Raw genomic sequence first — 18,842 nt, 5'->3', positions numbered from 1 at the left:
ACCGGGGGCGTGCGGAGCCGATCCCATAGACTTTTCCCGCCTTTGACCTCTCGCGTGCCGTGTGCGGCGGTGCGTGAACGACCAGTCCCAGCGGACGCCGAGGAGTTATGTCCGGAGCCACGGAGAAGGAAGCACAGGGCGCGGTGCTCGCCCCCGAGACGCTGCAGGAGGCGGTCAAGGCCGCCGAAGCGGCGTTCGCCGCCGCGACCGGGCTCGAAGGGCTGGCCGAGGTCAAGCCGGCCCACCTCGGTGACCAGTCCCCGGTGGGCCTGGCCCGCCGCGGGATCGGCGCCCTGCCCAAACAGGAGAAGGCCGAGGCGGGCAAGCGCGTCAACGAAGCGCGGCAGGCTGTCCAGGCGGCTTTTGACGCGCGCCGCGCCGAGCTCCAGGTGGAGCGCGACGAACGTGTGCTGCGCGAAGAGGCCGTCGACGTCACCCTGCCGTGGGATCGCATCCCGCGCGGCGCCCGGCACCCGATCAGCACCATCTCCGAGCGCGTCGCCGACGCCTTCGTCGCGATGGGCTACGAGGTCGCCGAGGGGCCCGAGCTCGAGGCCGAGTGGTTCAACTTCGACGCGCTGAACTTCGGCAAGGACCACCCGGCCCGGCAGCTGCAGGACACGTTCTACGTCGGCGAAGAGGACTCGGGCCTGGTGCTGCGCACGCACACCTCGCCGGTCCAGGCGCGCACGCTGCTGCACCGCGACCTGCCGGTCTACGTCGTCTGCCCCGGCCGGACGTACCGCACCGACGAGCTCGACTCGACCCACACCCCGGTGTTCACCCAGGTCGAGGGGCTCGCGGTCGACAAGGGCATCACGATGGCCCACCTCAAGGGCACGCTGGACGCCTTCGCCCGCGCAATGTTCGGCGAAAGTTCGAAGACGCGGCTGCGCCCGCACTTCTTCCCCTTCACCGAGCCGTCCGCGGAGGTGGACGTCTGGTTCGAGGAGAAGAAGGGCGGCCCCGGCTGGGTCGAGTGGGGCGGCTGCGGCATGGTCAACCCGAACGTCCTGCGCGCCTGCGGCGTCGACCCCGAGGTCTACTCCGGGTTCGCCTTCGGCATGGGCATCGAGCGCACCCTGCAGTTCCGCAACGGCATCCCGGACATGCGCGACATGGTGGAGGGCGACGTCCGCTTCACCCTTCCCTTCGGAACGGAGGCGTAGTGCGAGTCCCAGTCAGCTGGCTGACCGAACACCTCGATCTCGCGGACGAGGTCACGCCGCAGGACCTGGCCGACGCGTTCGTCCGGATCGGCATCGAGGTCGACGACCTGCGCGAGCTCGGCCCCGTGACCGGCCCGCTGGTCGTCGGCCGGGTCGCCGAGGTCGAGGAGCTCACCGAGTTCAAGAAGCCGGTGCGCTTCTGCCGCGTCGACGTCGGCGAGCCCGCCGACGAAGCCGAGGAGCTCGACGAAGACGACGAGGATGAGGACGACGACGAAGCCGGCGAGCTCGACGAGGGCCCGCACGGCATCAAGACCCGCGGCATCATCTGCGGCGCGCGCAACTTCGCCGAGGGCGACCTGGTCGTCGTCGCGCTGCCCGGCGCCGTCCTGCCCGGCGACTTCGCCATCGCCGCCCGCAGGACCTACGGCCGGATCAGCGACGGCATGATCTGCTCGGCCCGTGAGCTCGGCCTCGGCGACGACCACACCGGCATCCTCGTGCTGCCGCCGGGCACCGCGAGCCCGGGCGACGACGCGAGCGAGCTGCTCGGCCTCAACGACTCGGTGATCGAGCTCGCCCCCACCCCGGATCGTGGCTACGCGCTGTCGATCCGCGGGCTCGCGCGCGAGCTGTCGAACGCCCTCGACGTGCCCTTCGGCGACCCGGCGCTGCTGGAAGTCCCGGCGGCCGAGGGTGACGCCTGGCCGGTGCACGTCGAGGACCCGGAGGGCTGCCCGCGGTTCGTGCTGCGCCGGGTCACCGGCCTGGACGCGACCGCGCCGACGCCGTGGCGGATGCGCCGGCGGCTGATGCTGGCCGGCATCCGGTCGATCTCACTGGCCGTCGACGTCACGAACTACGTGATGCTCGAGCTGGGGCACCCGCTGCACGCGTTCGCCACCAAGGCCATCCAGGGCGATCTGGTGGTGCGCCGGGCGAAGCCGGGCGAGAAACTGACCACTTTGGACGATGTCGAGCGCACGCTCGACCCGGACGACGTGGTCATCGCCGACGACAGCGGCGTCATCTCGCTCGCCGGCACGATGGGTGGCGCGAGCACCGAGATCACGCCGGAGAGCACGGACGTGCTGCTCGAGGCGGCCCACTGGAACCCGGCGGCGATCAGCCGCACCGCGCGGCGGCACAAGCTGTTCTCCGAGGCCGCCAAGCGCTTCGAGCGGTTCACCGACCCGCAGCTCTGCGCGGCGGCGGTCGAGCTGGCCGCCCGGCTGCTGCGCCAGTACGGCGACGCGGCCATCCAGCCGGGCCGCACCGACGAGGGCGGCGTCGAGCCGAACCCGGCGGTCGTCATGCCGATCAACCTGCCGGACAAGGTGGCGGGCGTGAGCTACCAGCGCGGCGTCACGGTCCGCCGGCTCACCCAGATCGGCTGCAAGGTTTCGGTCGGCACGGGCGACGACGGAACGGGCCTGGTCACGGCGATCCCGCCGAGCTGGCGCGGCGACCTGCGCCAGCCGGCCGACCTCGTCGAAGAGGTGCTGCGCCTGGAGGGGTACGACAGCATCCCGTCGGTCCTGCCGGCCGCGCCGGCCGGCCGCGGCCTGACCGACGGCCAGCGGCGAGTCCGGGGCGTCTCCCGGGCGCTCGCCGAGGCGGGCTACGTCGAGGTGCGCCCGTTCCCGTTCGTCAGCGACGCGGTGTGGGACGCCTTCGGCCTCCCGGCCGACGACGTCCGCCGCAACACGGTGGTGGTCCGCAACCCCCTGGAAGCCGACCGCAACCGCCTGGCGACGACGTTGCTGCCGGGCCTGCTGGACACCATGCAGCGCAACGTGTCCCGCGGGATGAAGGACGTCTCGCTGTACCACGTCGGCCAGGTGGTGCTCCCGGCGCCGAACCCGCTGAAGGTCCCGGACCTGGGCGTCGACCACCGCCCGTCGGACGAGGACCTGGCCCTGCTCGAGGCAGCGGTGCCGCTGCAGCCGCTGCACGTCGCGGTGGTTCTCGCCGGCAACCGCCGCCGAGCGGGCTGGTGGGGCGCGGGCGAGCCGGCGAACTGGGCCGACGCGGTCCAGGCGGCCCGCACGGTCGCGGAGGCGGCCGGCGTCGAGCTGACGGTCCAGGCGGCCGACCTCCCGCCGTGGCACCCGGGCCGCTGCGCCCAGCTCCGGGTCGGCGACTGGCCGGTCGGCCACGCGGGCGAGCTGCACCCGAAGGTGGTCGAGGCCCTCGGCCTGCCGCCGCGCACGGTGGCGATGGAGCTGGACCTGGACGCGATCCCGCTGCCGGACGCCCGCCCGGCACCGAGCGTCTCGGGCTACCCGCCGGTCCTCCTCGACGTCGCCCTGGTGGCGGCGGCCGAGGTCCCGTCGGCAGACCTGGCGTCGGTGCTGCGCGAGGGCGCGGGCGAGCTCCTCGAGGACATCACGCTGTTCGACGTGTACACGGGAGAACAGGTCGGCGAGGGCAAGCGATCGCTGGCGTACAAGCTGCGCTTCCGCGCCCCGGACCGCACCCTGACGGTCGATGAGGCCACCAAGGCCCGCGATGCAGCACTGGCGGCGGCGGCCGAGCGCTACAGCGCCACCCTCCGCGCCTGACGGTCACCCGGCCCCTCCCGCCCAGCCAGGAGGGGCCGGCCCGCCCCGCGCCCACCCTCCAATCCCACGTGTCGCCCCTTCAATCACGCGAGTCGCGCCTCCAATCACGCGAGTCACGCCTCCAATCACGCGAGTCACGCCTCCAATCACGCGAGATGCGCCTTCAATCACGCGAGATACCCTTTCGAGCACGCGAGTCGCCCCGCTGATCACGCGGATCGACCCATCGGGCACGCGAGCCGACCGTCCCGTACACAACTCGACCGCCCCAGGTACGCGAGCCGACCTTCCCGGCACATGAGCCGACCCCTCGGGTACGCTGGCCGACCCTCTCGGTCCGTGAACCGACCCCGCGGCCGGATCCTCAGCCGAGGTGCTTGAGCGCCTCCCGTCTCGACAGCCCGGACAGGCCCGGATGATCGTCCACGAAGCACCGCACCCAGTCCGGCGCCGTCTTCGCGTACTCCCGCAGCGCCCAGCCGATTCCCTTCCGCAGGAAGAACTCCGGCTCGGCGATCGACGGCTCGATGGCGCTGGTCAGCAGGTCCGTGTCGGTGTCCTCCTTGGCTCCCACCTGGCAGATGATCGCCGTCCGGCGGCGCCAGAGGTCGGTGTCGTGCGCCCACGCCAGCATCGTCGGCGTCACGCGGCCGCGATGCTCACGGAGGATCGGGCCGATCCGCCGGATCGCGACCTCGTCGACGTAGTCCCACCAGGCCCCGCCGACGATCATTTCCTCGTACACCGGCAGCAGGTCCGGGTCCTGCCACCGCCGGTAGGCCCGGTACCCGGAAAGATCGATGGCCGCGTAGCGCTCCTCGCGGAATTCCGCGGTTCGCCACAACTCCAGGACGGTCGCCGAAAAAGTCACCCGATCGGTCAATGTGTGGTCGGCCAGGACGCGCTTGAGGAGCGTGCTGCGCTCGGGTTTCGGCACCCCGCGGAAGGGCATGGCCGACTTCATGTACGCCTGCATCGCCGGTGCTTTCACCGGGTCGGCCAGTTCGGCCAGCCCGGCGCGAATCGCCTTGACCAGCCTTTCGTCCGCGCTCATCCGTCCTCCTGTCGGGCTCGGGCGCCCCGGAGCGTACTGCCGGCCACCGACAGTTCCGGCGCCGTGCGGACCCCGCAGGTTCCGACGAAAGACGGATGGCGGAAGTCGCGTCGGTCGACGAGATTGTCCAGGGTTGCCGGTAGTTTCGTCGAAATCTGGCGAACGCTGTCGAAAGCGGATGAAAAGGACGACTGTGAAAAGAATCGTTGCCGCCGTCGCCGCCGCGGGGCTCGCGGCCGGGTTGATGGCCGCCGCGCCCGCCGCCTCGGCGGAGCCCGGGGTGCAGTTCACCCCCGCGCCGATCGCCTGGGGGCCCTGCGCGTCGGCGAGCCTCAAGGCCAACGGCGCCGAGTGCGGCTTCCTCGAAGTGCCGATGGACTACGCGAAGCCGGGCGGGGCGAAGGTCTCCGTCGCGGTCTCGCGGATCAAGCACAAGACCGCGCAGTCCCAGGGCATCATGCTGGTGAACCCGGGCGGCCCGGGTGGCTCCGGCCTCGGCCTGTCGGTGCTCGGGAAGTACGTGCCGAACCACGCCGGGGACAACTACGACTGGATCGGCTTCGACCCGCGGGGCGTCGGGTCCAGCAAGCCCGCCATCAGCTGTGACGGGAACTACTTCAGCTACAACCGGCCGGCGTACGTGCCGACCACCGTGCAGCTGGAGAAGACCTGGCTCGCCCGCTCGAAGGGGTACGCCGATGCGTGCCGCAAGAACGGCGAGATCCTGAACCACCTGAAGACGACCGACGTCGCCCAGGACATGGACAGCCTGCGCAAGGCGCTCGGCGAGAAGCAGATCAACTACTACGGCTTCTCCTACGGCACCTACCTCGGCCAGGTGTACAGCACGCTGTACCCGAAGAACGTCCGCCGGATGGTGCTGGACGGCAACGTCGACCCGCGGAAGGTCTGGTACCAGGCCAACCTCGACCAGGACGTCGCGTTCGACAAGAACATCAAGATCTACTTCGACTGGCTCGCGAAGTACGACGACGTCTACCACCTGGGCAAGACCGGCGACGCCGTCGAGAAGCTGTGGTACGCCACCCAGCGCAAGCTGGCCAAGGACCCGGCGGGCGGGGTGATCGGCGGTGACGAATGGACCGACATCTTCCTGCAGGCCGGCTACTACGTCTTCGGCTGGGTCGACATGGCCAAGGCGTTCGACGGCTACGTGCACAAGGGTGACTGGCAGACGCTCAAGGAGCTCTACGACAACTCGAACCCGCCGGGCGACGACAACGGCTTCGCCGTGTACCTCGGCGTGCAGTGCACCGACGTGCAGTGGCCGACCGACTGGAACCGGTGGCGGGTCGACAACTGGCTGACCTACTTCAAGGCCCCGTTCGAGACCTGGGGCAACGCCTGGTTCAACGCGCCCTGCGCGTTCTGGCCGGCGAAGGCGGGCAAGCCGGTGAACATCGACGGCCGCAAGGTGGCCGGTGCCCTGCTCATCAGCGAGGAGCTCGACGCCGCCACGCCGTACACCGGCAGCCTCGAGGTGCGGAAGCGGTTCCCGAACTCGAGCCTGATCAGCGCGCCGGGCGGCACCACGCACGCCGGTTCGCTGTCCGGTGTGGCCTGTGTGGACGACAAGGTCGCCGATTACCTGGCCAACGGCACGCTGCCGAAGCGCCAGCCCGGCAACCACTCGGACGTCCAGTGCAGCCCGGTGCCGGCGCCGGTGCCCGACGGCGCCGCGGCGCAGAAGTCGGACAACACCGCGAAAGCCGCCCAGGAGAAGCAGAGCGCGCTGGCCCAGCTGCTGCACTTCTGAGCGAACCCGCTCCATCCCGCTGCCCCGGTCCGGTGCTTCCGGACCGGGGCAGCGTCTTGTCCGCCGGTGCTCCATCGTCGCCTCCTCGTGACGGTTCGTGGTCGCCGGGAACGTTAGGGGAGGGGTCCGACAATTTCGGAGCGGAGTGGGCCGTGAGCAGCGCGTGGCCGAAAATTGTCGGGGGTGCGCGCTAGCTTCGTGGCATGTCGATCATCGAAGAGCGCCGGACCGAGGTCCGGGCAGCTGACAACACCTACCAGATCGTGGTCTCGACCAGGACGGACGTCGACCGCGCCGAACCCACGCCGCGGGTGATGATCACCCTGGAGGCGGCCGCTCCCGGCGGCGAACCGGTCGCCGAGGGCAGCCTCGATCTCGACGTCGCGGTGGCGGACACGGTGGCGGAGCTGGTCGCGGACGGATTGCTGTCCGCGACCGGCGAGCGCCGCGGGCCGCGGCGAAGATCCGCGGGCCGTCCTGCTCAGCAGGGCCGCCCGTGGAACGAGGAGATGGACGCGGAGCTGGAGAGCCGGTGGATCGCGGGGGAGAGCGTCGCGCAGATCGCGGCGTACTTCGAGCGCACCCCCGGCGGCATCCGCGCCCGCCTGCCCCGCGTGGGCTGCGATCCGGAACACCCGGGCTGCTACCTCCCCGTGCCGCCGAGCAGGCGCACGGACCTGGACGGAGGTGAGCCTGCCTGACCGGCGGCGGTGGGCCGGTCCGCAGGGTGGACCGGCCCACCGGCCGTCGGTTCCGACTTCATCGAACGGAGGAAACCGATGAGCTTCGACTTCGCTGTCCGGCGCGGAACCCTGGCCGATCCGCGTGCCGTGGCGTCCCCCCGCGTGGCGGCAGCAAGCTGCCGGGTCGGTCCGGCTCGGCACGGCTCGCGAGTGGCGTCAAGCGCCTGGTGCCGGTCCGGCGCACCGAGCTCTGGCCGGCGCAACCGGGCCGCCCGGTCAGTCCGGCACGGCCGCGGTCGCCCGGTCCGCGAGCACCTTCAGGTGCGCCACCAGTTCCGGCGGTTCCTCGACCGTGAACCCGCACCCCAGCCCCAGCAGGCGGAACGCGAGCCAGTCCAACGTGTCCGAGTGGCTCCGCCACCGGCACCGGCCGTCGCCGAGGTCGGTCAGCTCGCCCGCCGCCTGGCCGAGGCGGGGAGCTATCTGCGACGCCGGCTCCGCCAGCACAGCCACTGCCTGGTACGAAGGCGCCAGGTCGTAGAACCGCTCGAGCACGTACGCCGCCAGGTCCGTGGCGGGCGGCCGGCGCGGCACCACCCGGCCGCCGGTCGCCTGGGCGTCGCGGACGCGGTCGGCGCGGAACACGCGCCAGTCCGCCCGGTCGAGGTCGTAGGCGACCAGGTACCAGCGGCGGCCCGCGGCGACCAGCCGGAGCGGCTCGGCCCGGCGGCGGGTCTCCGCGCCGTCGTGGGCGCGGTAGCGGAACCGCACCGTCTCGTGGTTGGTGATCGCGCCGGCGAACACCGTCAGCTGCGCCGGGTCGACCACCGGCCCGGTGGCGGGCACGGCGACCGTCGCCGTGCCGATCGTGCCCACCCGGCGGCGCAGCCGGGCCGGCAGGACCTGCTCCAGCTTGGCGAGCGCCCGCACGGACGCCTCCTCGATCCCGGAAACGGACTGTCCCGCCGCGGTCCGCAAGCCGACCGCGATCGCGACGGCTTCCTCGTCGTCCAGCACGAGCGGTGGCATCGCGGTGCCGGCGACCAGCCGGTACCCGCCCGCCACGCCTCGGCTGGCCTCAACCGGGTACCCCAGTTCGCGCAGCCGCTCGATGTCGCGGCGGATGGTGCGCGGGCTGACGCCCAAGCGTTCGGCGAGTTCGCTGCCCGGCCACTCGCGGGGCGTCTGGAGGAGCGAAAGCAGGCCGAGCAACCGGGCCGGGGTGTCCGTCATGCGCCCAGCATCCCAAGGTGGCGGCCACCACTCCGGGTTTGTTTAGACTTGCAAGGGCGTGCATAATCATGCGTATGACGGTGAACATCGCGGTGGCTGGAGCCAGCGGGTACGCGGGTGGTGAGCTGCTGCGTCTGCTCCTGACCCATCCCGGGGTCGAGATCGGCGCGCTCACGGCCGCCAGCAGCGCGGGCACGAAGCTCGGCGTCCACCAGCCCCACCTCGTCCCCCTCGCCGATCGCGTCCTGGCCGAGACGACGCCGGAGACCCTCGCCGGTCACGACGTCGTCTTCCTCGCGCTGCCGCACGGGCACTCCGCGGCGATCGCGGCGCGGCTCGGCCCGGACGTCCTGGTCGTCGACCTCGGCGCCGACCACCGCCTGGCCGACGCCGGCGACTGGCAGCGCTGGTACGGCGGCGACCACGCCGGCCAGTGGCCGTACGGCCTGCCCGAGCTGCCCGGCGCCCGCGAAAAGCTCGCGGGCACCAAGCGCATCGCCGTGCCCGGCTGCTTCCCGACCGGCGGCTCGCTGGCCCTCGCGCCCGCGTTCGCCGCCGGGCTGATCGAGCCCGACGTCACGATCGTCGCGGTCACCGGGACCTCCGGCGCCGGCAAGAGCCTCAAGCCGAACCTGCTCGGCTCCGAGGTGATGGGTTCGGCGAGCGCGTACGGCGTCGGCGGCGCCCACCGCCACACCCCCGAATTCGCCCAGAACCTCTCCGCCGTCGCGGGGGAGAAGGTCACCGTGTCCTTCACGCCGGTGCTCGCGCCGATGCCCCGCGGCATCCTCACCACGGCCACCGCCCCGCTGAAGGACGGCGTCGACGAGGCCGCCGCGCGCGCCGCGTACGAAAAGGCCTACGACGCCGAGCCGTTCGTCCAGCTGCTACCCGCCGGCGCCTGGCCGGCGACGGCCTCGACGCTGGGCTCGAACAACACCCAGCTGCAGGTCGCGGTCGACGCCGACGCGAAGCGCCTGGTCGTCGTCGCCGCGATCGACAACCTCACCAAGGGCACCGCCGGCGGTGCCGTCCAATCGATGAACCTGGCCCTCGGCCTCCCGGAGACCACCGGGCTTCCCACCGTAGGAGTGGCACCGTGACCGTCACCGGCCCCCAGGGCTTCCGCGCCGCCGGCGTCGCCGCCGGGATCAAGGCCTCCGGCGCGCTCGACCTGACCCTGGTCGTCAACGACGGCCCGCTCGACGTCGCGGCCGGCGTCTTCACCCGCAACGTCATCAAGGCCGCGCCGGTGCTGTGGTCGCAGGAGGTGCTCAAGCAGCAGCGGCTCAAGGCCGTCGTCCTCAACTCGGGCGGCGCCAACGCGGCCACCGGGCCCGGCGGCTTCCAGGACACCCACGCCACGGCCGAGAAGGTCGCCGAAGTCCTGCAGGCGGGCGCGATCGAGGTCGCCGTCTGCTCCACCGGCCTGATCGGCGAGCGGCTCCCGATGGACGCCGTCCTGTCCGGAGTGGACACCGCCGTCAAGGCCCTCGACGCGAGTCCCGAAGCGAGCCTCAACGCCGCCACGGGCGTCATGACCACCGACACGAAACCGAAGCAAGCGTTTGCGAAGCACGACACCGGCTGGAGCGTCGGTGGTTTCGCCAAGGGTGCGGGCATGCTCGCCCCGAACCTCGCCACCATGCTTTCGGTGCTGACCACCGACGCCGTGGTGGACAAGGAAACCCTCGACCGGGCCCTGCGGGCCGCGACCCACGTCACCTTCGACAGGCTGGACGTCGACGGCGGCACGTCCACCAACGACACCGTCCTGGTCCTGGCCTCCGGCGCCAGTGGCGTCGAGCCCACCGAAGCCGAGCTCACCGAGCTGCTCACCGCGGTCAGCCACGACCTCGTGCTCCAGCTGCGCGCGGACTCCGAGGGCGCGACGAAGGACGTCGACGTCACCGTGCGCGGCGCGGCCACCGAAGCCGACGCGATCGCCGTCGCCCGCACGATCGCCGAGGACAACCTGGTCAAGACGGCGCTGTTCGGCTCCGACCCGAACTGGGGCCGGATCGCCATGGCGCTCGGCCGGGTGCCGGCCCGCATCGACCCGGAGGCCGTGTCGATCGCGATCAACGGCGTCACCCTGTTCGCCCAGGGTGTGCCCGCCGCCGACCGGTCGGAGGCGGACCTCACCGGCCGGGCCATCGAAATCGTCGTCGACCTCGGCGTCGGCACGAACACGGCGACCATCTACACCACGGATCTTTCGCACGGTTACGTCGAAGAGAACAGCGCGTACTCCTCATGAACCAGGAGGCTCTGATTTCCGCGGACGAACGACTCGCGACGGCGGCCGAAAAGGCCGGGGTGCTCATCGAAGCGCTGCCTTGGCTGCAGCGGTTCCACGGGGCCACCGTGGTGGTGAAGTACGGCGGCAACGCGATGATCGACGGCCAGCTGAAGGCGGCCTTCGCCGAGGACATGGTGTTCCTCCGGCTGGCCGGCCTGCGCCCGGTGGTCGTGCACGGCGGCGGCCCGCAGATCACCGCGATGCTCAAGCGCCTCGGCGTCGAAGGCGAATTCAAGGGCGGCCTGCGGGTCACCACACCGGAGACGATGGATATCGTCCGGATGGTGCTCACCGGGCAGGTCAGCCGCGAGCTCGTCGGGCTGATCAACGCCCACGGGCCGTACGCGGTCGGCATCTCCGGCGAGGACGCGCGGCTGTTCACCGCCGAACGCAAACAGGCCACTGTGGACGGTGAGCAGGTCGACATCGGGCTGGTCGGCGAGGTCGCCGAGGTCAACCCGGACGCGGTGCTGGACATCGTCAACGCCGGGCGCATCCCGGTCGTGTCCACGGTCGCGCCGGACGTCGACGGCGTCGTGCACAACGTCAACGCCGACACGGCCGCCGGTGCGCTGGCGGCCGCGCTGGGCGCCGAAAAGCTCGTGGTGCTCACCGACGTCGAAGGCCTCTATGCGAACTGGCCCGACCGGTCGTCGCTGATCGACCGCATCCGCGTCGACCGCCTCGAGACCATGCTGCCTGGCCTGGCCAGCGGCATGATTCCGAAGATGGAGGCGTGCGTGCGCGCCATCCGCGGCGGCGTGCGCCGGGCGCACGTGATCGACGGCCGCCTCGCCCATTCGGTGCTGCTGGAAGTCTTCACCTCGCGCGGCATCGGCACCATGGTCTTCCCCGAAACGGAGCTCCCGTGACCGACCTCGAGTCCAATGTGGATGGCCAGGCGCACTGGCAGTCCGCCCTCATGGACAACTACGGCACCCCCAAGCTGACGCTGGTGCGCGGCGAGGGCGCGAAGGTGTGGGACGCCGACGGCAAGGAGTACGTGGACCTGCTCGGTGGCATCGCCGTCAACGCGCTCGGCCACGCGCACCCGGCCGTCGTCGAAGCCGTCACCGAGCAGATCAAGCGGCTCGGCCACACCTCGAACCTCTACGTCAACCCGGTGGCCGTCGAGCTCGCCGAGGCGCTCCTCGACGTCGCCGGCCTCACCGGCCACGGCAAGGTGCTGTTCGTCAACTCCGGCGCCGAGGCCAACGAAGCCGCGCTGAAGATCAGCCGGCTGACCGGGCGCACCAAGGTGGTCGCCGCCGAAGGCGCGTTCCACGGCCGGACCATGGGGGCGCTGACGCTCACCGGCCAGCCCGCCAAGCGCGACGCTTTCAAGCCGCTGGTGCCCGGGGTCGAGCACGTGCCGTTCGGGGACGTCGCGGCGCTCAAGGCCGCCGTCGACACCGAAACCGCGGCCGTCTTCCTGGAGCCGGTGCTCGGCGAAGCGGGTGTCATCCCGGCGCCGGACGGCTACCTGCAGGCCGCCCGCGAAATCACCAAGGCCACCGGCACGCTGCTGGTGCTCGACGAGGTGCAGACCGGTCTCGGCCGGCTCGGCACCTGGTTCGGCTACCAGCAGGCCGGCATCGTGCCGGACGTCATCACCCTGGCCAAGGGCCTCGGCGGCGGCCTGCCGCTGGGCGCGGTGATCGGCGTCGGCGCGGCGGGCGACCTGCTCAAGCCGGGCCAGCACGGCACCACCTTCGGCGGCAACCCGGTCTGCTGCGCGGCCGGCCTGGCCGTGCTGAAGACCATCGCCGCCGAGGGCCTCCTCGACCACGTCGCTTCGCTGGGCAAGGACATCGCGGCCGGTGTCGAAGCACTGGGACACCCGCTGGTCGCCGGCGTGCGCGGCGCCGGGTTGCTGCTCGGCATCGCCTTGAAGCAACCCGTCTCGGCGGCGGTCGCCCAGGCCGCCCAGGACGCCGGCTACCTCGTCAACCCGGTCGCCCCGGACACCGTCCGGCTCGCGCCCCCGCTCGTCCTCGAAGGCGACCAGGCCGAGGGTTTCCTCGCCGCACTCCCGAACGCGCTCGACTCCACCACGAAGGACTCCGACTGATGCTGCGCCACTTCCTCCGCGACGACGACGTCAGTCCGGCCGAGCAGAAGGCCATCCTCGACCTCGCCGACGCGCTCAAGGCCGACCCGCTCGGCAACAGGACCCTCGCCGGCAAGTCGATCACGGCGATCTTCGAGAAGAACTCGACGCGGACCCGGTTCTCGTTCGAGGTCGGCATCAGCCAGCTCGGCGGCCACCCGGTGATCGTCGACGGCCGCTCGATGCAGCTCGGCCGCGAAGAGACCATCGAGGACACTTCGCGGGTCCTCTCGCGGTACGTCGACGGCATCGTGTGGCGCACCTTCGCGCAGAAGCGCATCGAGGCGATGGCTTCGGCCGCGTCGATCCCGGTCGTCAACGCGCTCACCGACGAGTTCCACCCGTGCCAGGTGCTCACCGACCTGATGACGATCCGCGAGCGCAAAGGCAAGCTCGAGGGCCTCACCCTCGTCTACCTCGGCGACGGCGCCAACAACATGGCGCACTCGCTGCTGCTCGGCGGGGTCACCGCCGGGATGCACGTCCGGGTCGTCTCGCCGGTCGGCTTCCAGCCCGACCAGGGCGTGATGCTGGACGCGAAGAAGCGCGCGAACGAGACCGGCGGCACCGCCACCGTCTTCACCGACCCGTACGCGGCGGTCGACGGCGCGGACGTGCTCGTCACCGACACGTGGACGTCGATGGGGCAGGAGAACGACGGTCTCGACCGGGTGGGCCCGTTCCGCGCCCTGCAGGTCAACACCGAGCTGCTGAGGAAGGCCGCGGAAGACGCGATCGTGCTGCACTGCCTGCCGGCGCACCGCGGCTGGGAGATCACCGACGAGGTGATCGACGGCCCGGCCAGCGCGGTCTGGGACGAAGCCGAGAACCGCCTGCACGCCCAGAAGGCGCTGCTCGTCTGGCTCTTCGAAGAGAGCCGGCGATGACCGGCAGCCGGGTGGGCAGGCAGGCGCGGATCACCGAGCTCGTGTCCACCATGACCATCCGCAGCCAGACCGAGCTGGCCAAGCTGCTGGCCGCCGAGGGCATCGAGGTCACCCAGGCGACGCTGTCGCGCGACCTCGACGAACTGGGCGCGGTCAAGCTGCGCGGGCCGGATTCGGGGGCGCCGGTCTACGTCATCCCCGAGGACGGCAGCCCGGTCCGCGGGGTGCAGGGCGGGACGTCCCGGCTCTCCCGGCTGCTCGCGGAACTGATGGTCTCGGCGGACTCGTCCGGCAACCTGACCGTGCTGCGGACGCCACCCGGCGCGGCGCAGTTCCTGGCCAGCGCGATCGACCGGGCGGCCCTGGAAGAGGTCGTCGGCTCGATCGCAGGCGACGACACGGTCGCCGTGATCGCGCGCGAGCCCCTGACGGGCAAGGACCTCGCCGAACGGTTCGCCGCGCTCGCCCAGCGATCGGCCGACGAAGGACCACCGTGATCGCCGACATCTTCCCGGCCGAGGGCGAGTTCCTCGCGCCGGACGAGGTCGTCGTCACCTACGACGGCGGGGTGCCGGTGGCGATCGACGGCGAGACGGTCACCGTCGCCGAAGCGCGCCGGATGCTGAGTGCGCGCGGCGAGGCGCAGAGAATCGACCGGGGCGCCGCGTGCGCCGCGCTCGAACGGCGGGCCGGCCGCGGATGCGCCAGGCTGACCGGCACCGTTTCGGGCGAAGTCCGCCTGGTCCTGTACGACGGCCGGATCACCGTCGCCTGACATCGAACGACCACATCGAGGAGAAACGAGAACAGTGAGCGGGAACGAGCAGCCGGTGCAGCTGTGGGGCGGCCGGTTCGCCAGCGGTCCGGCGGAGGCCATGGCCGCGCTGAGCGCGTCGACGCACTTCGACTGGCGCCTGGCGCCCTACGACATCGCCGGGTCCCGCGCGCACGCTCGCGTGCTGCGCAAAGCGGGCCTGCTCACCGAAGACGAGCTGGCCGGCATGCTGGCCGCCCTGGACACGCTCGCCCAGGACGTCGCCTCGGGGACGTTCACCCCGACGATCGCCGACGAGGACGTGCACACGGCCCTCGAACGCGGCCTCCTCGAGCGCGCGGGCACCGAGCTCGGCGGCAAGCTGCGCGCCGGCCGTTCGCGCAACGACCAGGTGGCCACGCTGTTCCGGATGTGGCTGCGCGACGCCGCGCGCCGGGTCGTCGCCGGCACCCTGGAGGTCATCGACGCGCTGGTGTCGCAGGCGAAGCGGCACCCGGACGCGATCCTCCCCGGCCGCACGCACCTGCAGCACGCCCAGCCGGTGCTGCTCGCCCACCACCTGATGGCCCACGGCCAGGCGCTGCTGCGTGACGTCTCGCGCCTGCAGGACTGGGACGCCCGCACGGCCGAGTCGCCCTACGGCTCCGGTGCGCTCGCCGGCTCGTCGCTGGGCCTCGACCCCGAGGCCGTCGCCGAGGAGCTCGGCTTCGCCACCAGCGTCGAGAACTCCATCGACGGCACTGCTTCGCGCGACTTCGTCGCCGAGTTCGCCTTCGCCGTCGCGATGCTCGCGGTGAACCTGTCCCGGATCGCCGAAGAGGTGATCATCTGGAACACCGCCGAGTTCGGGTACGTGACGCTCGACGACGCCTGGGCCACCGGCAGCTCGATCATGCCGCAGAAGAAGAACCCGGACGTCGCGGAGCTGACGCGCGGCAAGGCGGGCCGGCTGATCGGCAACCTCACCGGCCTGCTGGCCACCCTCAAGGCGCAGCCGCTGGCCTACAACCGCGACCTGCAGGAGGACAAGGAGCCGGTGTTCGACTCGGTCGAGCAGCTCGAGCTCCTGTTCCCGGCGATCGCCGGCATGCTCGAAACGCTCACCTTCCACACCGAGCGGCTCGCCGAGCTGGCCCCAGCGGGCTTCACCCTGGCCACCGACATCGCCGAGTGGCTGGTCCGCCAGGGCGTCCCGTTCCGCGTCGCGCACGAGGCGGCGGGCGAGAGCGTCCGTGTCGCCGAGGCCCGCGGCGTCGGCCTGGACGAACTGACCGACGAAGAGTTCGAGAAGATCAACCCGGCGCTGACGCCCGCAGTGCGCGAAGTCCTCACCGTCGAGGGCTCGGTGAACTCCCGCGACGCCCGGGGTGGCACGGCGCCCGTGCGCGTCGCCGAACAGCGCGCGCGGCTGGAGGAGCGCGTCACCGCGGCGCGCCAGTGGCTCAACTGAGGGTTTTGCGGAGCTTGGCCCGGACGGCCCGCGTGGCCGCCGGGCCAACCCGTCCAGGACGTCGACGAGCACGGCCAGCCGAGCTCGGCCAGCGGCGACCCGGCGAGCACGCGTTCGAGGGCCGTCCGGACTTCGGTGATCCACTTGTCCAGGCCCTCGCGGGTCGCGTCGGCAAGTCGCTCGCTGCCCTGCGCCCCGGCCAGGGTCTGGGCCAGGAGGGCCAGGTTGCCTTCCGCGCGTTCCGCGGTCCGGATCTCGCGGCCGAGCGCCACAGTCGGAGGGGGAGCCGGAGATACGACCGGATGACCACCGGGGCGTCGTCGTGACCGGCGACTTCGAACGCACGCTCGGCGAGTTTGAGCGATTGCTCAAACCGGCTGGAGAGAAGTTTGAGCGATCGCTCAAGGGTTAGGGTGGGCGCGCCAGGCAGCCGAGGAGAGGACCCCGTTTGAGCGGCGACGCAGGCCGGTTGTTCACCCGTGACGAGCTGGCGCTGGACCCGGTCGACCTGGCCCACCTGCTGCTCGGCGCGGTCCTGGAGGCCGATGGCCCCGACGGCACCGTCGACGTCCGGCTGGTCGAGGTCGAGGCCTACCGCGGCGAGGACGATCCGGCGTCCCACTGCTACCGCGGGCAGACCCCGCGCAACGCCGTCATGTGGGGACCGGCGGGGCACCTGTACGTCTACTTCGTCTACGGGATGCACTTCTGCGCGAACATCGTCGGCTCGACCGACGGCGTGGCCGGCGCGGTGCTGCTGCGCGCGGGCGAAGTCGTCACCGGCCTCGACGTCGTCCGCAAGCGGCGGCCGAACGCGCGGGGGACCGGCGAGCTCGCCAAGGGCCCGGCGATCCTGACGTCGGTGCTGCGCATCGACCGTGACGAGAACGGCGTCGACCTGACCGATCCCGCGTCGCCGGTCCGGCTGTACGTGGGCGAGCGGGTGCCGGCCGAGCGGATCCGCAGCGGCCCGCGCGTCGGCGTCGCGATGGCGATGGACACGCCGTGGCGGTTCTGGGACGGCGCGTCGCCGGCCGTGTCCACCTACCGCCGCGGCGGGAAGCGCCGGGTCCGACCCGCCAGTTAGTCGGTTGACCTGGTGCGGGAGGATCTACAGGCGTGAGCGAACACATCCTCGACGAGCTGTCCTGGCGCGGCCTGATCGCGCAGTCCACCGACATCGACGCCCTCCGGCGCGAGCTCGACCAGGGTCCCGTGACGCTCTATTGCGGCTTCGACCCGACCGCACCCAGCCTGCACGCCGGCAACCTCGTCCCGCTGCTCATGCTCAAGCGCTTCCAGCGCGCGGGACACCGGCCGATCGTGCTGGCCGGCGGCGCGACCGGGATGATCGGCGACCCGCGTGACACCGGTGAGCGCACGCTGAACACCCTCGACGTCGTCGCCGAGTGGGCCGGGCGCATCCGCGGCCAGCTCGAACGGTTCGTCGACTTCGACGACTCGCCGACCGGCGCGATCGTCGAGAACAACCTGAACTGGACCGGGCAGCAGACCGCGCTGGAGTTTCTGCGTGACATCGGGAAGCACTTCTCGATCAACGTCATGCTCAACCGGGAGACGGTGAAGCGCCGGCTCGAAGGCGACGGCATGTCCTACACCGAGTTCAGCTACCTGCTCCTGCAGTCGCAGGACTACCTCCAGCTGCACCGCCAGTACGGCTGCAAGCTGCAGGTCGGCGGGTCGGACCAGTGGGGCAACCTCGTCGGCGGCGTGGACCTGATCCGGCGGACCGACGGAGCGGCCGTGCACGCGCTGACCGCGCCCCTGGTCACCGACGCCGAGGGCCGCAAGTTCGGCAAGTCGACGGGCGGCGGGAACCTCTGGCTCGACCCGGGGATGACCTCGCCGTATGCCTGGTACCAGTACTTCGTCAATGTGGGTGACGCCGACGTCGTCCGCTACCTGCGGATGTTCACCTTCCTGGGCCAGGAGGAGATCGCCGCGCTGGCGGAGGACACCGAGCAGCGGCCCCACCTGCGGGCCGCGCAGAAGCGGCTGGCCGAGGAGTTCACCACGCTCGTCCACGGCGAGGAGCAGACCCGGCAGGTGATCAACGCCAGCCAGGCGCTGTTCGGCCGCGGCGAGCTCGGCGACCTGGACGAACGCACCCTCGACGCGGCGATGGCCGAGGTACCGAACGGCAAGGTCGACCCGTCCGGGGACGCGACGATCGTCGACCTGTTGCTCGCTTCCGGCCTGGTCGACAGCAAGGGCGCCGCGCGCCGAACCCTCAAGGAGGGCGGCGCGTACGTCAACAACGTGAAGATCGCGGACGAGGAGTGGAAGCCGTCCCGCGAGGACGCCCTCCACGGCAAGTGGCTCGTGGTCCGCAAGGGCAAGCGCAACGTCGCTGGCGTCGCGCTCGGCGGCTGACCGGCCCCCGGTGGCCCGAAACAGGCCTCTGACCTGCGGGAACGCGGTTAAGGGACCCCCCTGTTTCGGGCCCTCGGAAGGGGTGTAAAGTTCTTCAAGTCGCCAGGGAAACCGGGTGGCCACCGGGACACGAACCAAGCTCTCGCGGATCGCGATTGAGTGGGTGTCCCACCAAAAACTGCTAGGAATGACTCGCTTCGAGCGAGCCGCTTGATCGCGGCGGATTCGGGGTGTGTTGCTTGAGAACTCAACAGTGTGCTAGTGAACTAAGCCAGTAGAGCTTATTATTGAAACCCCCTCGTCGGGGTTTCCTTTGAGAGCAGTAAAATGCCTCGATTGAATTCGAAGACATTGTTGGAGAGTTTGATCCTGGCTCAGGACGAACGCTGGCGGCGTGCTTAACACATGCAAGTCGAACGCTGAACCCACTTCGGTGGGGGATGA

Annotated in this window: 16 protein-coding genes and 1 rRNA gene; 15 read left to right on the top strand and 2 right to left on the bottom strand. The window is 71.3% G+C overall.

The window, feature by feature from the left end; translation table 11 throughout:
• The first annotated feature begins 107 nt into the window (after positions 1-107).
• Together pheS and pheT are read left to right on the top strand one after the other, a co-directional pair.
• Entirely contained in the window at positions 108-1,169 is a 1,062-nt protein-coding gene (gene pheS, locus ACWEF6_RS14210; RefSeq protein WP_310976573.1) for a phenylalanine--tRNA ligase subunit alpha, read from the top strand.
• On the top strand, positions 1,169-3,733 hold the full coding sequence (gene pheT, locus ACWEF6_RS14205) for a phenylalanine--tRNA ligase subunit beta (protein ID WP_449683300.1): 2,565 nt from the start codon (positions 1,169-1,171) through the stop codon (positions 3,731-3,733). The genes pheS and pheT overlap by 1 nt, the downstream gene beginning before the upstream one ends.
• Positions 3,734-4,097: 364 nt before the next feature.
• On the opposite strand, the gene ACWEF6_RS14200 is transcribed toward pheT, so the two are convergent.
• Positions 4,098-4,787, bottom strand: a complete 690-nt coding sequence (locus tag ACWEF6_RS14200; RefSeq protein WP_449683299.1) for a DNA alkylation repair protein — start codon at positions 4,785-4,787, stop codon at positions 4,098-4,100.
• A gap of 193 nt (positions 4,788-4,980) precedes the next feature.
• Between ACWEF6_RS14200 and ACWEF6_RS14195 the strand changes: the two genes are divergently transcribed.
• Together ACWEF6_RS14195 and ACWEF6_RS14190 are read left to right on the top strand one after the other, a co-directional pair.
• Positions 4,981-6,564: an alpha/beta hydrolase gene (locus ACWEF6_RS14195; protein ID WP_449683298.1), complete on the top strand. Its 1,584-nt coding sequence runs from the start codon at positions 4,981-4,983 to the stop codon at positions 6,562-6,564.
• Between the two features lie 203 nt (positions 6,565-6,767).
• The gene (locus tag ACWEF6_RS14190; RefSeq protein ID WP_449683297.1) at positions 6,768-7,265 is read left to right on the top strand and encodes a helix-turn-helix domain containing protein; all 498 of its coding nucleotides are present in this window, start codon (positions 6,768-6,770) and stop codon (positions 7,263-7,265) included.
• A gap of 258 nt (positions 7,266-7,523) precedes the next feature.
• On the opposite strand, the gene ACWEF6_RS14185 is transcribed toward ACWEF6_RS14190, so the two are convergent.
• On the bottom strand, positions 7,524-8,480 hold the full coding sequence (locus tag ACWEF6_RS14185) for a helix-turn-helix transcriptional regulator (protein ID WP_449683296.1): 957 nt from the start codon (positions 8,478-8,480) through the stop codon (positions 7,524-7,526).
• A 74-nt stretch (positions 8,481-8,554) separates the two neighbouring features.
• Here ACWEF6_RS14185 and argC point away from each other — a divergent pair, with 74 nt between their 5' ends.
• The 11 genes from argC to ACWEF6_RS14130 form a co-directional block, all read left to right on the top strand.
• On the top strand, positions 8,555-9,583 hold the full coding sequence (gene argC, locus ACWEF6_RS14180) for an N-acetyl-gamma-glutamyl-phosphate reductase (protein ID WP_449683295.1): 1,029 nt from the start codon (positions 8,555-8,557) through the stop codon (positions 9,581-9,583).
• Positions 9,580-10,740 (top strand): bifunctional glutamate N-acetyltransferase/amino-acid acetyltransferase ArgJ, encoded by a 1,161-nt coding sequence (argJ, locus tag ACWEF6_RS14175; RefSeq protein WP_449678679.1) that lies wholly within the window; start codon positions 9,580-9,582, stop codon positions 10,738-10,740. The genes argC and argJ overlap by 4 nt, the downstream gene beginning before the upstream one ends.
• Positions 10,737-11,654, top strand: a complete 918-nt coding sequence (argB, locus tag ACWEF6_RS14170) for an acetylglutamate kinase (protein ID WP_449683294.1) — start codon at positions 10,737-10,739, stop codon at positions 11,652-11,654. Before argJ ends, argB begins: the two co-directional genes overlap by 4 nt.
• Positions 11,651-12,853: an acetylornithine transaminase gene (locus ACWEF6_RS14165; RefSeq protein WP_449683293.1), complete on the top strand. Its 1,203-nt coding sequence runs from the start codon at positions 11,651-11,653 to the stop codon at positions 12,851-12,853. Before argB ends, ACWEF6_RS14165 begins: the two co-directional genes overlap by 4 nt.
• Entirely contained in the window at positions 12,853-13,779 is a 927-nt protein-coding gene (argF, locus tag ACWEF6_RS14160; protein WP_449683292.1) for an ornithine carbamoyltransferase, read from the top strand. Before ACWEF6_RS14165 ends, argF begins: the two co-directional genes overlap by 1 nt.
• Entirely contained in the window at positions 13,776-14,276 is a 501-nt protein-coding gene (locus ACWEF6_RS14155) for an arginine repressor (RefSeq protein ID WP_191313262.1), read from the top strand. The genes argF and ACWEF6_RS14155 overlap by 4 nt, the downstream gene beginning before the upstream one ends.
• Positions 14,273-14,554: an argininosuccinate synthase gene (locus ACWEF6_RS14150; protein WP_310976554.1), complete on the top strand. Its 282-nt coding sequence runs from the start codon at positions 14,273-14,275 to the stop codon at positions 14,552-14,554. Before ACWEF6_RS14155 ends, ACWEF6_RS14150 begins: the two co-directional genes overlap by 4 nt.
• A gap of 34 nt (positions 14,555-14,588) precedes the next feature.
• The gene (gene argH, locus ACWEF6_RS14145; RefSeq protein ID WP_449683291.1) at positions 14,589-16,004 is read left to right on the top strand and encodes an argininosuccinate lyase; all 1,416 of its coding nucleotides are present in this window, start codon (positions 14,589-14,591) and stop codon (positions 16,002-16,004) included.
• 448 nt (positions 16,005-16,452) lie between these two features.
• Positions 16,453-17,091: a DNA-3-methyladenine glycosylase gene (locus ACWEF6_RS14140; RefSeq protein WP_449683290.1), complete on the top strand. Its 639-nt coding sequence runs from the start codon at positions 16,453-16,455 to the stop codon at positions 17,089-17,091.
• A gap of 32 nt (positions 17,092-17,123) precedes the next feature.
• A complete protein-coding gene (tyrS, locus tag ACWEF6_RS14135) occupies positions 17,124-18,398 on the top strand; it encodes a tyrosine--tRNA ligase (protein WP_449683289.1) in 1,275 nt (424 codons plus the stop codon).
• A gap of 351 nt (positions 18,399-18,749) precedes the next feature.
• Positions 18,750-18,842: ribosomal RNA gene (locus ACWEF6_RS14130) — 16S ribosomal RNA — on the top strand; the annotation flags it as partial.

The sequence above is a fragment of the Amycolatopsis sp. NPDC004772 genome (assembly GCF_053601215.1).
The sequence above is the reverse complement of the archived record's forward strand: the minus strand, read 5'-3'. Positions and strand labels throughout refer to the sequence as shown.

What these genes read in the sequence shown, in the direction of transcription:
- pheS (WP_310976573.1), top strand. Translation starts at nt 108, where the DNA reads ATGTCCGGAGCCACGGAGAAGGAAGCACAGGGCGCGGTGCTCGCCCCC.
- ACWEF6_RS14200 (WP_449683299.1), bottom strand. Translation starts at nt 4,787, where the DNA reads ATGAGCGCGGACGAAAGGCTGGTCAAGGCGATTCGCGCCGGGCTGGCC.
- ACWEF6_RS14190 (WP_449683297.1), top strand. Translation starts at nt 6,768, where the DNA reads ATGTCGATCATCGAAGAGCGCCGGACCGAGGTCCGGGCAGCTGACAAC.
- ACWEF6_RS14185 (WP_449683296.1), bottom strand. Translation starts at nt 8,480, where the DNA reads ATGACGGACACCCCGGCCCGGTTGCTCGGCCTGCTTTCGCTCCTCCAG.
- argC (WP_449683295.1), top strand. Translation starts at nt 8,555, where the DNA reads ATGACGGTGAACATCGCGGTGGCTGGAGCCAGCGGGTACGCGGGTGGT.
- argB (WP_449683294.1), top strand. Translation starts at nt 10,737, where the DNA reads ATGAACCAGGAGGCTCTGATTTCCGCGGACGAACGACTCGCGACGGCG.
- argF (WP_449683292.1), top strand. Translation starts at nt 12,853, where the DNA reads ATGCTGCGCCACTTCCTCCGCGACGACGACGTCAGTCCGGCCGAGCAG.
- ACWEF6_RS14155 (WP_191313262.1), top strand. Translation starts at nt 13,776, where the DNA reads ATGACCGGCAGCCGGGTGGGCAGGCAGGCGCGGATCACCGAGCTCGTG.